Origin of the sequence: uncultured Aquimarina sp. (assembly GCF_947492115.1) — a bacterium.
In the GTDB taxonomy this organism is placed as follows: Bacteria; Bacteroidota; Bacteroidia; order Flavobacteriales; family Flavobacteriaceae; genus Aquimarina.
Map to the genome: position 1 here is coordinate 13,808 of NZ_CANLMM010000008.1, position 14,044 is coordinate 27,851.

Sequence of the window (14,044 nt, forward strand, 5' to 3'; positions counted from 1 at the left end):
TTAGATATGGTTTTTAATATAGGTTGCTACTCCATCTTCTTTTCCGGATAAAGTAACTACATCAGCAATTTTTAGCGTCTCAGGCTTGGCATTTGCGACTGCGACTCCAGTGCCAACAGCTTTGATCATAGCAATATCGTTATAATTATCACCAAAAGCTACAGCGTCTGATAGAGAAATTTTGAAATGAGTATCCAATAACAATTCAATCGCTGTTAATTTTGAAATACTTTTATGAGCAATTTCTATATAAGTAGGTTTGGATCTATAAAGATGTAAGGAATTACTATAGTTGCTTTCTAAAAAATGATAAGCTTCATCAATGTACTTTTCCTCGCCCATACACATGATTTTATGAGCACCTTTATTTTCTGCCTTCCAATTGTCAATAACTTCTTTGGTTGGTTTTACTACAGGATTTACTTTGGTATTTTGAGCTTCTCTATTTGCCCAAAAATCCATAGACGGAACAAACCAATCATCGTTATGGTATAGACTTATATGAAAAGAATTTTCATTATTAAAATTGTGTAATTCATGAATGACTTCAGGGGCTATAAATGTTGAATGAATAGGTTTGTTATCAACCAATATAAGACCGCCATTATAGCAAATTAAGGGCAAGTGAGTAATGTCTAACTCTTTTTGCAAATGAGTCATGGCACTCGGCATTCTTGAGGAAATCAGTATTACAGGAACCTTGTCTTTAATTCTTTTTATTTCTGAAATAGTAAAATCTGAAAGCTCTCTTTCTGCATTTAACAGCGTACCGTCAATGTCAGAAAAAACAATACTAGGTGAATTCAATTCTGAAGGATTAGGTTAGCGATTCTTTTTTCTAAAGGTAGCTATTTTTTTGCGAAACTTGCAATAGCTGTTGTCACTTCAGGCATAATTTCTAGCCAATATTCGTTGTAAGATTTATGATTTTCTAGCCTACTTCCCTTTATTTTACGTAGAATATGGTTCATATTTTCTATAAGAACATATTCGGCATTAGGAACAGCTTCTTTTAATTTTTCCGCTTCAGAAACTTCTACCTGAAGGTCTTTGTCACCTTGCAGAATGAGTATAGGAATGTCTAAATTTTTGATTTCTTCAGAAGGAGTGTATTTTAACCAAGACTTCATAAATGGTTGTAGTTGATACCCAAAGATGGATTCTAGAGCTGGATCGTAATTCATTGCTCTTCCTTTTTCCTTAAGGTCAGAAAAAGCTACAGCCGCACTTTTATCTAGACCAGGAGCTTGTTTTTCTAGTTGCTGCACAACAATTTGATCAATAGATTGTGCATTTCCTGCAATAGAAATAAAACCATCCACATTATTTTTTGCTGCAATCATACCTATTAGAGATCCTTGTCCATGCCCAGCGATAATGATTTTGGTATAATTTCCATTTTTTTGAAAATAGGATACTACCGCAGCAGCATCTTCTATAAAATGATCTATCGATATTTCGTTTTCACGTATGCCGAAAGCATCAATTTTAAAAAGCCGTTTATCATATCGATACGAAGCTACACCTTGCTTTGCCAATTGAGTGGCTAATAATTTGAACGCATCATTTTTAGACATTCGATCATTTCCCTCTCTATTAATAGCTCCCGCATCCATTATAAAAATCACTAATGGAACCTTGTCATCTGAGTATGGTGTAGCTAAAGTACCTTCGATAAAACGATTGACTCTAACAACAGCAGAATTATATTCTTTTTCTTCTTTCTCTTGCGCTAAACAAATAGTAGTTAAAGCTATTAGAAAAATTGAAAATCGTACTTTCATATATCAAGGGGTTTACAACACTATATTTATGAAACGACAAAAATGTTGCCATATTTTGGATATAGATTCTTTTGATAAAATATTCTGAGTTAAACGAGACATTTAACGATTCACTAACATACCCTTTTTTATCTTTGTGGCAAAATTCAATACATGATTGTTCGATACATTACATTTTTATTTATATTACTTATTTCATACAATATCCAAGCAAATACTGACGATTGGGGAAAAACTGGACATAGGGTTACGGGACAAATTGCAGAAAAATATCTTACCAAAAAAGCTAAAAGGAACATTGATAAATTACTGAAAGGACATGGTCTGGCATTTGTTTCGGTTTATGCGGATGAAATAAAAAGTGATGATCAATACAAAGGATATAGTCCATGGCATTATGTTAATTTTCCTTTTGGTAAGAAATACGGAGAAGAGACTCCAAGTAAGTATGGAGATTTAATAAAAGGAATTGAAAAATGTGTAGCAATATTAAAGGACGAAAATACTTCCGAAAAAGAAAAGGAATTTCATCTTAAATTGTTAGTTCATTTCGTAGGTGATTTGCACCAACCGTTGCACGTTGGTAAAGGTGAGGATAAAGGAGGGAATGATATTCAAGTTCGTTGGTTTAGAGATGGTTCTAATCTCCATAGAGTTTGGGATAGCGAGATGATTGATTACTATGGTATGAGTTATACCGAACTTGCAGATAATGCAGATGAATTGTCTTTGTCCCAAATATCAGCCATCGAAAAAGGAGATGTGCTCGATTGGATTTATGAATCCCAAAACTTGGCAAAACAAGTATATGGATCGGCTAATGTGGGCGAAAAATTAGGGTACAAATATATGTACAACTATTTTCCAATAGTAAGATCACAATTACAAAAAGGTGGAATTCGATTAGCCAAAATGTTAAATGATATTTTTGGGTAAACTCTTACTCACTTAATGTTGTTAAGTCTTTTCGATACTGTTTAGGAGACATAGAAAAATATTTCTTAAAAGTTTTTGTAAGATGACTTTCATCAGTATATCCTAATTGGTATGCGATCTCTGCAATGGTAAATTCTGTATTTTGTAATCGGTACTCTACCAGTTTCATTTTGTATTTGGTAACATATTGGTGAATAGATTCTCCAGTAGCTTTCTTAAAATAGGTGCTGATAGAACTTTGAGACATATTAAATTTATCCGCCATATAACTGATCTTTGTTAAATCATTGTCATATACGTTTTGTCTAATATGACTTAAGATTTGATCAATTCTAGAATCTGTTATGGATACGTTTCTTTCATGACTGCTATATTTAGCAGAAATATTACGAACGATAATACTTAAAATTGTACTGATCGCATTAGAGATAATTTCTTGATAATAAATCTTTTCATTTTTAAACTCCTCCATCACTACATTATGAATATCCCATATGATATTTCTGTCTTCTTCATGAGTTATCACATCACCTGGGATGATATTAGGATGATGTAAGAGTTGCTCAATTCTTTGTAGCCAGTATTTCCTATCGGGTAAGTTGACTTTACTGGAAAATAAAAGCTCGGTAAATTTGAAATGAGTAAATCCAGAATGTTTTTCAATTTCGAAATGATGTGTGTCTTCAGGAGCTAATAGAAAAATATCATTTTTCTTATAACGAAATCTTATACCATTTATAGTATGATACCCACTTCCTTTTTCTACAAAAATAATCTCAAAATAGTTGTGATTATGTGGTTCCGCTTCCCATTTATCAAATGCATATTGATGTACAACAAAAGTTTCATGTAAGGTATATCGATTCATTATCAGTGCTTTCTTTTGTTTTAAAGTTACAAAAATAAAATCAAACAATATAGTGATTTTGTACTTGTATTTTTAGTTTAAATTATTCAATTGTATTGATATTTAAGGGGTTATGTTTTAATTGTACAAGTTGTTTGCTAAATTTTACAAGTTGTTTTTTGCACTTGAGATATATTTTTGTTGCCCAATTTTTCACACAAATGCATATGAAGTTTAAAGTATATCTATATATGATATCAAGGGTGCTTTTTGGTCTCTATTTGGTAGTTCATTCCGTTTATAACGTTTTTATATATTCAGAATTTCTAAAAGAAATAAATACTTATTTCGAATATACAGAGTGGTTTACGCATCCGCTGATTGAATCCCTTGCTCCATTGGTTCCTTTTGAAGAGTTTATATTAGGGATGTTTTTGGTACTTGGAATTTTTACTAAAGAAGTCCTGATATGTGCGTTATTATTGTTTTCTTTTATATCACTTTTCTTATTGGATGCTAATTTTCCGTTTTTGGCTATAATGCATGCGATGTTTTTTGTGATAACCTTAATCTTATTGAAGAACAACAATTATAATATTAAGTCGATGGATTATCATAGAGATTTGTATAATTCTATATGATCATTCTATAAAACGAAGTGTAGCCGATTTTTATAAATCCAAATTTATTTGATAATCCGAAACGTAAGATTAATTCTAGGTTTTTGTATTTTCTTGGATTTCGGAAGTTGATGTAACCAGTTTTCTTGTGTTTTTCCTTTCATTATTAGCAAACTTCCATGTTGGAGTAATATTTTTTGCTTTAGGTCTTTTGTTTTGTGTTTAAAATGAAACCACCTTTCTTCCCCTAAACTAACCGAGGCTATTGTTGGTTCTTTTCCTAATTCTTTTTCGTTATCAGAATGCCAACCATTACTGTCTTGGCCATCTCGATATAAATTAAGCAAACAGGTAGTAAAATGTTCAGAGGTTATCTGTTCGACCTTTTTTTTAATAATCAGTAGCTCGTTTGTAAATTGATGAGGTTGCATGGTGATATTGGAATACGAATATGTGTTGTTATTATTGGCATATAAAGCAGTAAGACGAGGTTGTGGATATACTTTGCCAAAAACTTTGATATCATCTTGTTGCCATTGTATAGTGGTGCTGAGTATTTCAAATAAACTATCTGCTTCATTTTTGTCAAAAAAGCTCGGATAGTAATGCGCCTCACCATCAGGTAGTGTAATTGGGATATGTTGGTTTTGATGGGTAAAAAGATCCAAATTAAATATGTTTTAGGTATATGAATACGCCCAATATATTAAACCAAATTGAAGTAATAATCGTAAAACAAGAATTGTTTTAGGCAATCCAAGACCTGCTTTTTGATGCACCAGCATATGAATATGTACAGGAAAAAACAAAATAAGCATTGTAACAATTCCCCATGCTGCTGCAGATTTTGTTGTTATAAATAATAACCCAATTCCTGCTGCGATTTCGGTTAAACCACTTAAGTAAACAAGTTGTCTGTGATAGGGAATATACAAAGGCATGACTCTCATAAAAGCTTTAGGTTTTACGAAATGAAAAATACCTGCAAGAATAAAAATACCGGATAAAAGAAATAAATGCCAACTCATTAAAAACCTGTAGTTTTTTCTTTTCCAGCACTACTCAATGCGAAATCTTTACTCCTTGTCATTTTTTTGATAAAACCAACTTTTCTAAATCTTAAAGCACTCCAATCTTCGTCAATAGCCACCTGTCTAACGGCTTCCAAATTGTAATCCCCTAAAACACCCCATCCATGATCTCTTGTGATTTCAGAACTGTATTTTTTGGAACTTTTTTTAGGGTATGCAAACCACAATACCGCATCACCAACTAATTTTGGATATACAGTTTCTATACGATTTTCAATCTGTTTTTTTTCAGTGACAAATACTAAAGCAAAATCAACTTCGGATACTTGAATTAAAGATTCCTTTACTGTAACATCTTTCAAACAATCTAATTCTTTGCAGAAACCTTCTGGCTCGTTTAATATTAAAATTTCATCAAGAGAAGGAGGAAGTTGAAGTTTTTTAAATAAAGGAGTCATGAGAAAGAATTTTAATTTATATCTGCTAATTTGTGTGCTATCTAAAGATACAAAAAAATAAGATTAGTGAGATAGATTTTAACGTGTCATATATGCAGATTGGGTTCAATTGTTAGGGCAATGATAGTAAGATAAATGTTAGATGTAAAAACGAATACTTATTTATAGGACTCGGTTTTATACGGTTAGAAAACACTTAGTATTTTACGGTTAAAAAAATCAATTGGAATCCATACCATTGTATAAACTTTTATACCTAACACAAACTCAACCATGAAAAAATATTTCTCATTATTTGCGGGATTGTTTCTTATTTCCACAAGCATATTTGTTATTTCCTGTGAATCTCAGGAATTAGAATCAATCGATCAACAAAATCTATTTGAAGATTTCATACTCGAACAAGCATATCCCAAAGAAACTGGAGAATTAATTCAGATTTTGTTAGAAGGAGAAGAAGTAGAGGTAGAAAGTGTAAATAAGCATTACATTTTAGAAGGAGATATCAAGGTTTTACCATCAGAAACAGACAAAGGTGTTGGTAGAGTAGGAGGTAGATGGCCTAACAATACAGTGTATTATGCTATCCAAAGTGGAATGCCTAATCAAGCTCGTATTACGAATGCAATTGCCCATTGGGAGTCTAAAACCGCACTAAGGTTTGTGAAACGTACTAACGAGACCAATTATGTATACTTTAGAAATGGATCAGGTTGTTCTTCTTACGTTGGCCGAATTGGAGGTCGACAAGAGATTACATTAGCTAATGGTTGCTCTACCGGAAATACAATTCATGAAATTGGTCACGCTATTGGATTATGGCATGAACAAAGTAGAAAAGATAGAGATCAGTACATTCAAATTCTTTTTGAAAATATACAAGATGGAAGAGAATTTAATTTCAGAACATATACAGAACAAGGACAAGATGGAAATGAATATACTTCTAGTTTAGATTTAGGAAGTATTATGATGTATGGTTCTTACGCATTTTCTAAGAATGGACAACCAACTATTACAAGACTTAATGGAAGTACATATAATGCGCAAAGAAATGGATTGTCTAATAGTGATGTAGATGGAATTAATAAGATGTACCCTCCAAGTACTGCTGCCGGAATCATTACATTAAAAGGAAACAATAATCAGTATGTAAGTAGTGAAAACGGAAGTAATCCTATGAATTGTAATAGAACAACTATAGGATCTTGGGAAAAGTTTGAAGTTATTACTCTAAGCGGAGGAAAAGTTGCACTAAAAGGTAATAATGGTAAATATGTGAGTAGCGAAAATGGAGGAAAACCAATTACTTGTAATAGGTCTCAAGTTGGTGCTTGGGAACAATTTACCTTGGAAAATGTTGGTGGAAATACCTATGCGTTAAAAGGCAATAATGGAAAATATATAAGTTCTGAAAACGGAACAAAACCAATGACCTGTAATAGAACAGCTATAGGGTCTTGGGAACAATTTGTGATATCCGGATTGTAGACTGACTGTGTGAACTGGATTATGTAAGTGGAAAAACACCGCCATGTGAGCGGTGTTTTTTTTATGTATTGAAACGGTTATTCAATAATCTTAGAGTTTCCAGGATCATCAAATAAATTTCCTTCATCTTCAATAAAAGTAATGTTAGAAATGGTAGCTTCTCCCAATTTGTCTGTCATTCCTTTTTCAGCAGTCCAACCATAAAACTCCCATGCAGTAGCAAATAGAATACCATCTACAGGTTTAAAATCTTTATATTGTATCGCATGAGGATCTGCTTCGGCCTTAGAAATATCTCCATCACTTCCAAAGGTTACAATATAAGCTGCTGCTTGTAGTAACTTAGCATCTGGATCTGCGTAGATTACGTACCAATCATCAGGAGCATCTCCAATACCATCTTCAAAAGTAAGCTTGGCAGTACTATGGGTTTTGTCTCCTAGCTTACGATCTTCTTGCATTTCCCATTTCGTGCCAGGATCACTGAATTTATAAGGGAACCCAAAAAAGTAAGTCCAGGTAAACATATCAAATCGTGCTCCTTGATCATTAGCATCTGCGGGATACAAGAATACTTTTTCACCATCATACACTAGGGTACTATTATCTTTTTTGTCAATTCTAATTTTTGAAGAGTTGGTAAGCATCGTAATCTTTCCTTCCAAGTGTTCCTTACCATTAAATAGAATTTTGATATCAAAACTTATGGCTTTGTGTTTTAGGAATTTTTCTTTTTTGTGAGCTTTTTCGATACTCTTAATAAAATGGTCAGTGATAGATAAAGCTCCATCTCCAATTCCTCCATCAGCTTCTACAGGAATTTGTTCTATTTCTTCTTTTACTTCAGGAACTACTTTTTCTTCCTTTTTTTTCTGATCACATGCCAATAGACAAAGGGTTATCAGAGCCAATGATATTCTTTTCATAGTAAGGTTATTTGTGTTTATAATCTAAAATAGTAAAAGCGCATCTAGTACTATAATCTTTATGAAAATTGTAACAGATATTATGATTTACCGTCTAGGTATTTTGAAATTAAATTTTGTTAATTTTTTTAAATAATGTAACAAAATTACCTTATCGATTACTAATTCCGTATATCTAAATAATTATCATCAATCTAATAAAAATCACATGAAACAATTATCAAAGAATTTTTTGAGTATCTGTATGGTCATGCTTTGTATGGCATTTACTCAAATATACGGTCAGGATGCAGTAGGAACTTGGAAAGGTAAATTATCTGTACAAGGAACGGAAGTACCTTTAGTATTTCATATTGAAGAGAAAGAAGGAGCACTTTCTTCTACGATGGATAGTCCTTCGCAAGGAGCTTCTGGAATTCCAATGGATTCCACAGTTTTTGAAAACAATCAATTAACTTTGATCTTCAAACAAGCAGGGATTAAATATATAGCATCTCTGGAGAATAGTAAATTAAAAGGAACTTTTTATCAAGGCGGAATGGAACTACCATTAGAAATGGAAAAATCAGAGAAAACGATACCTGGAAACCCATCATTGGTTTCTTCAGATTCGGAATTAGAAAAAATGGCAAATTTGGATCAAGGCAATTATAAGTATTCTGTAGAGGATTATTTTGCAAAACCAAAAGCTAGAAGTTTTCAATTTTCTCCAAATGGAAAATATCTTTCTTATCGAGAGAAAGATGATAACAGTAAAAATCATGTATACGTAAAGGATATCGCAACTGATAAAGTAACACGTGTTATAGAAGAAAAAGAAGAATTAATACGTGGATACGGTTGGGCAAACAATGAGCGATTAGTATATGTTATGGATAAAGGTGGAAATGAAGATTACCATCTTTTTGCAGCAAACATAGACGGAACCGATCAGAAAGAATTAACTCCTTATGAAGGTGTTCAGGTAAATATATTAGAAGGTTTAAAAGAGGATAAAGATCATATGATTATCTCTATGAATAAAAATAATAAACAAATCTTTGAGCCTTATAAAATTAATATTGTTACAGGAGAGATTAAGCAATTATTTACCAATGACGATGCTGCAAATCCAATAGCAGGCTATAGTTTTGATAAGGGTGGTAATCTACGAGGATATGGAAAGATAAGAGATGGAGTAAATGTAGATTTCTATTACGCTAAAGAAGATGGGAAATATGAAGTGCTTAAGCAAATGAATTGGAAAGATACTTTTTCTATCCTAAACTATGATTATTCTACAGATAACCCTCATGATGCGTATGTGGTATCTAACTTAGAAACAGACAAGTCACAAATCTATTTATACGACTTAAAAAAAGACAAAGTAATCAAGAAGTTATTCTCTAATGATAAATATGATGTCTCTAATCTTTCTTTATCTAGAAAAAGGGGATATGAATTAGATTATTTCTCTTATCAGGGAGAAAAGAGAGTAGTAGTACCAGTAAGTGATTATTATAAAAAATTACACTCAAAAATCACTAAAAAATTTCCTGATCACCAATATTCAATAGCAGGAAAGACGGATGATGAAGATAAGTATTTGATCTTCTTACAAAGTGATAAGTTATATGGAGTGTATTACTCTTATGATGCTAAGAAAGATACCTTTAAGCTATTGTATAATTTAATGCCTCAGCTAAAGGAGAACGATATGGCAGAAATGCGTCCAATTACTTTTAAGAGTAGAGACGGTTTAACAATTCATGGATATATTACATTGCCTAAAGAAGCTATCCAAGGAAAAAAAGTACCATTGGTAGTTAATCCTCATGGAGGACCACAAGGTATTAGAGATTCTTGGGGATTCAATCCAGAATCACAATTATTCGCAAGTAGAGGATATGCAACATTGCAAGTAAACTTTAGAATTTCTGGAGGATATGGTAGAGAGTTTTTAGAAACAGGATTCAAACAGATCGGTAGAAAAGCGATGGATGATGTAGAAGATGGATTGCAATACGTTATTGATCAAGGATGGGTAGATAAAGATAAAGTTGCTATTTACGGTGGTAGTCATGGTGGATACGCAGTACTACGAGGATTAACAAAAACACCAGATTTATATGCTTGTGGAGTAGATTATGTAGGAGTATCTAACTTATTTACATTCATGAAAACAATTCCACCATATTGGAAACCATATTTAAAAATTATCAAAGAAATCTGGTATGATGAGGATGTAGCTGAAGAAAAAGCAATTATGGAAGAAGTATCTCCGGTGTATCAAATCGATAAGATCAAAAAACCTTTGTTTGTGGTACAAGGAGCTAACGATCCTAGAGTAAATATAGATGAGTCTGATCAGATCGTAAAAGCATTACGTGATAAAGGATTTGATGTTCCATATATGGTAAAATATGATGAAGGCCATGGTTTTGCAAAAGAAGAAAATTCTATAGCGATGTATAAAGCTATGATGGGATTCTATGCAAAGCATATTGGTAAAAAGGAAACAACAAAACCTGTAAAGGGTTAGTTGGATTCATTTCTTAGAAGAACGGGACTTATTATCTTCTACGAAATATATCAAAACCTCCTGAAAACTTGGGTCAGGAGGTTTTTTTATTACCTTAAATCAAATACATTCTGGATTTACTCCACTTCCTGTTCTAATCCTAATTCTTTTAATAAATCCTCACTGTTTTCTGGTTCCGAATCGGGTTTAGGCAATTCTTGTTTTGCAAAAAATCGAGGAAAAAGATTGATATACCGATTAAAAGTGTCAATTTCCTGATCGATAAGGTCATCATCTTTGTTCGTAACTAATGTATCTATAAGATCTCTGTAATAGGTTACGTTATCCATTATGTTTTCGAAATGTTCATACTGTTTTTCATAAGATAAACCAGAAAAATAGATTAATTGTTCTTGGTATTTGGTTGCTACCTGTTTCCATAATGATCTTGCTTTTTCTGTCTTGTCAATCTGATAATAATTATGAATAAAATCATGAAGTGGTGTATAGTATTCGTAGAATTCTAAAGGAAATTTTTCCAGTCCAAGATCTAAGATTTCTTCAGCTTTCTCGGTTTGATTTTCCCTAATTAACTGCTCTGCCAGTCTGCTTAGATTTGTTCTGTATGAAATGCCATTGCGTCTGGTTTCGGTATCATGATAAATCCCTGCACTATCTCCGTTTCCCCAATCCCAGTTCATCACATTTTTATACATAACTTCTGTATTCACTCTACCTAATTGATATGGATTCGAAGGATTTACTTTAGTCTTAATCGGTACTAGTTTATACGTCATACCGTCTAGTTGTAGATAATCTTTCATCCATATATAATCATCATCGCCAAAACTACCTCCTGTGAAATAGATAGGACGCTCCCAATCGTTATTGGCTATGATATCTAACATCACTAATCTATGTTTTGGAATATAACCACCTTTTAAATGAATATCGATATAAGGCACAATCTTATCTGCATCTTCCTTAGAAACGATACCATTTTTAAGGACTTTTTCTTTATCAACAGGAATCCTAATGTTTTTAGTAGGAAAGGTAGATACTGTTTTTCCATTCATAAGTTCACCCTTTGTTCTCGGATCATTAGAGGTTATCCATCGCATCCAGTTTTTAATATGCATCGTATCTTTAGTAACCTCTTTGAAATAAATTACATCATTGTTGCCATAGGCATAAAATGAATGCTCTAATCCCGAAGGAACAGGTTTCCCTTCATAAGCAGCTTTTTTCATCTGATCAACGTACCAATCGGTAGCTAAAAGATTTGTAATGAGAATACGAATATCGGTACGGTATCCTTCTATTTCTTGCAAATACCATAAAGGGAAGCTATCGTTATCTCCAATAGAAAATAGAATTGCGTCTTTCTGACAAGATGATAAATACGTTTGTGCAGAACCCTTGGCGGTATATCTATTAGAACGATCGTGGTCATCCCAGTTCTGAGCGATTAATATTGCTGGAGCGCCTAACAATGAAATGATAATTGCTACATAGGAAGCACGCTTGGAGTGTATATAGTTTTTAAGTAGATCAAAAAGAGCAAAAACTCCAAATGAAATCCATATAGCAAATACATAAAAAGAACCTACTAAGGCATAATCTCGTTCTCTCGGTTCAAAAGGTCTTTCGTTTAAATAGATCTTTAGTGATAAACCAGTAAACAAAAAGAATATGAATAATACCCAAAACATTTTTTTATCAGTTCGAAATTGAAAAACAATTCCTAATAACCCTAAAATTAAAGGTAGAAAATAGTAGGTGTTTCTTGCTTTATTATTCGCAGCATCAGAAGGTAAATTGTCCTGAGAACCAAGATGAAACTTGTCGATAAAATCAATACCACTAAGCCAATTACCATGTAAATCAGTTAATCGTCCTTGTACATCATCTTGTCTACCAACAAAATTCCACATAAAATATCTCAAATACATATAATTGATCTGATATTGAAATAGATAAGATACATTGTCCCAAAAAGAAGGAGGTTGTATGTCTAAAAACTGACCAAATGATTCTAAAAATTTATGATAGTCATTATTATCTAACTCTCCAGAAGCATATTTTTTTCTGAAATCGATAACAGTTTCGATGAGTTCTTGTTCATCCTGAAATTCTGTTTTTATGGAGAACTCTAATGGCCCACTAAAGATCATATAATTACGAATGTGCTCTGTACTCCACATTCTTGGTAATAGAGTCTTATGCGTATTATCTAAGTTTTGTCTGGCATTTTTCCAGTCATTTACGATAATGTATTTTCCAGAAGAGGTATCTTTTTCATATTTAGGCTTATCATCTAAATAAGGTTCATTCTCGTCGAGATTTCCATAGATCTCAGAAAATTGTGGACCATAGAAAAGATGTGTCTTTGGGTATTGTTCTAGATTATAATAGGCGAGTAGTTCTCGAGCATTATTCGGATTATTTTCATTAATTACAGTGCCACTATTAGCTCGCACCGGAATCATTAACCAGCTAGAAAAACCAATTAAAATGAATGCCAAGCATAATAATGATGTATTTAATAAAGGATATGCTTTCTTTCGAGTATATCTCAATCCTGAATAAAAAAGTACAAGGATGCTTATAACAGATAATATAGTTCCAGAATGAAAAGGAAGTCCAATAGTATTTACAAAAAATATTTCTACAAAACTGATGTAGGTCAGTGTGTAGGGAATGAACAATTTGAAAATGAAAAGTAATACCGCTATTACAATGAGATTAGCAATAATAAAATTCTTTATGGTAATACTTTTATAATTTTTAAAATAGTAAAGCATGCCTATCGCAGGAATAGAAAGTAGTCCCATAAAATGTATTCCAAATGATAATCCTATAACAAATGCAATTAGAATGATCCATTTATTTCCTTTTGGAGTATGCATATCACGTTTCCATAATAAACCTAAGTAAAACATAACAGATAGTATTAGTGTGGCCATTGCATACACTTCGGCCTCTACCGCATTGAACCAAAAGCTATCTGTAAAAGCAAAACCTAAGGATCCCACTATAGCACTACCTAAAATATTAAAGGGTGTATTTCTTGTATTGCTATTTATGGTGGAAGCTAAATCTCTTAGAAGTATAGTGATTGACCAAAACATGAACAATATGGTAAATGCACTGGCTAATGCGGATGTAAGATTAAGAGTATAGGCAATCTGTTTTGGGTTGGTAGCAAAGACAGAAGCAAAGGCACCGATCATCTGAAATAGGGGAGCACCAGGCGGATGTCCAATTTGTAATTTTGAAGAAGTTGCTATATACTCTCCTACATCCCAGAAACTATTGGTGGGTTCTACAGTTTTGATATATACTCCTAAAGAAATTGTAAAAACTAACCAACCTAATAATAAGTTCCATTTTTTAAACCGATTGATCTGCATCTGATTTGATTGTTTCTCTTTTTTAAAGTCAAATGAAA

12 protein-coding genes are annotated in these 14,044 nt (G+C 32.6%); 4 read left to right on the forward strand and 8 right to left on the reverse strand.

What is annotated here, in order from left to right; translation table 11 throughout:
• Complete coding sequence (locus Q1A73_RS19915) at window positions 1-807, reverse strand: Cof-type HAD-IIB family hydrolase (protein ID WP_299609227.1); 807 nt, start codon at window positions 805-807, stop codon at window positions 1-3.
• Between the two features lie 41 nt (window positions 808-848).
• The gene (locus Q1A73_RS19920) at window positions 849-1,784 is read right to left on the reverse strand and encodes an alpha/beta hydrolase (protein WP_299609229.1); all 936 of its coding nucleotides are present in this window, start codon (window positions 1,782-1,784) and stop codon (window positions 849-851) included.
• A 153-nt stretch (window positions 1,785-1,937) separates the two neighbouring features.
• Between Q1A73_RS19920 and Q1A73_RS19925 the strand changes: the two genes are divergently transcribed.
• Window positions 1,938-2,720 (forward strand): S1/P1 nuclease, encoded by a 783-nt coding sequence (locus Q1A73_RS19925; protein WP_299609231.1) that lies wholly within the window; start codon window positions 1,938-1,940, stop codon window positions 2,718-2,720.
• A gap of 4 nt (window positions 2,721-2,724) precedes the next feature.
• Here Q1A73_RS19925 and Q1A73_RS19930 read toward each other — a convergent pair whose 3' ends face one another.
• Window positions 2,725-3,588 carry an AraC family transcriptional regulator gene (locus Q1A73_RS19930; RefSeq protein ID WP_299609234.1) on the reverse strand — a complete coding sequence of 288 codons (864 nt, stop codon included), beginning with the start codon at window positions 3,586-3,588 and terminating at the stop codon, window positions 2,725-2,727.
• Between the two features lie 206 nt (window positions 3,589-3,794).
• On the opposite strand from Q1A73_RS19930, the gene Q1A73_RS19935 reads away from it, so the two are divergent.
• Window positions 3,795-4,208 carry a DoxX family membrane protein gene (locus Q1A73_RS19935; RefSeq protein WP_299609236.1) on the forward strand — a complete coding sequence of 138 codons (414 nt, stop codon included), beginning with the start codon at window positions 3,795-3,797 and terminating at the stop codon, window positions 4,206-4,208.
• Between the two features lie 44 nt (window positions 4,209-4,252).
• On the opposite strand, the gene Q1A73_RS19940 is transcribed toward Q1A73_RS19935, so the two are convergent.
• Genes Q1A73_RS19940 through Q1A73_RS19950 form a run of 3 tightly spaced genes read right to left on the reverse strand, consistent with a single transcriptional unit; the run spans window position 4,253 to window position 5,676 of the window.
• Entirely contained in the window at window positions 4,253-4,855 is a 603-nt protein-coding gene (locus tag Q1A73_RS19940; RefSeq protein WP_299609239.1) for an alpha-ketoglutarate-dependent dioxygenase AlkB, read from the reverse strand.
• A gap of 12 nt (window positions 4,856-4,867) precedes the next feature.
• Window positions 4,868-5,215 (reverse strand): hypothetical protein, encoded by a 348-nt coding sequence (locus Q1A73_RS19945; RefSeq protein WP_299609242.1) that lies wholly within the window; start codon window positions 5,213-5,215, stop codon window positions 4,868-4,870.
• Window positions 5,215-5,676, reverse strand: a complete 462-nt coding sequence (locus Q1A73_RS19950) for a hypothetical protein (protein WP_299609244.1) — start codon at window positions 5,674-5,676, stop codon at window positions 5,215-5,217. The genes Q1A73_RS19945 and Q1A73_RS19950 overlap by 1 nt, the downstream gene beginning before the upstream one ends.
• A gap of 273 nt (window positions 5,677-5,949) precedes the next feature.
• Between Q1A73_RS19950 and Q1A73_RS19955 the strand changes: the two genes are divergently transcribed.
• Window positions 5,950-7,167: a M12 family metallopeptidase gene (locus Q1A73_RS19955; RefSeq protein WP_299609247.1), complete on the forward strand. Its 1,218-nt coding sequence runs from the start codon at window positions 5,950-5,952 to the stop codon at window positions 7,165-7,167.
• Window positions 7,168-7,244: 77 nt separating this feature from the next.
• On the opposite strand, the gene Q1A73_RS19960 is transcribed toward Q1A73_RS19955, so the two are convergent.
• Window positions 7,245-8,093 carry a DUF6503 family protein gene (locus tag Q1A73_RS19960; protein ID WP_299609250.1) on the reverse strand — a complete coding sequence of 283 codons (849 nt, stop codon included), beginning with the start codon at window positions 8,091-8,093 and terminating at the stop codon, window positions 7,245-7,247.
• A gap of 244 nt (window positions 8,094-8,337) precedes the next feature.
• Here Q1A73_RS19960 and Q1A73_RS19965 point away from each other — a divergent pair, with 244 nt between their 5' ends.
• Window positions 8,338-10,614, forward strand: a complete 2,277-nt coding sequence (locus Q1A73_RS19965) for a S9 family peptidase (protein WP_299609662.1) — start codon at window positions 8,338-8,340, stop codon at window positions 10,612-10,614.
• 116 nt (window positions 10,615-10,730) lie between these two features.
• Here the strand turns inward: Q1A73_RS19965 and Q1A73_RS19970 are convergent, their stop codons facing one another.
• Complete coding sequence (locus tag Q1A73_RS19970) at window positions 10,731-14,006, reverse strand: DUF2723 domain-containing protein (RefSeq protein ID WP_299609253.1); 3,276 nt, start codon at window positions 14,004-14,006, stop codon at window positions 10,731-10,733.
• Between the last annotated feature and the right edge of the window lie 38 nt (window positions 14,007-14,044).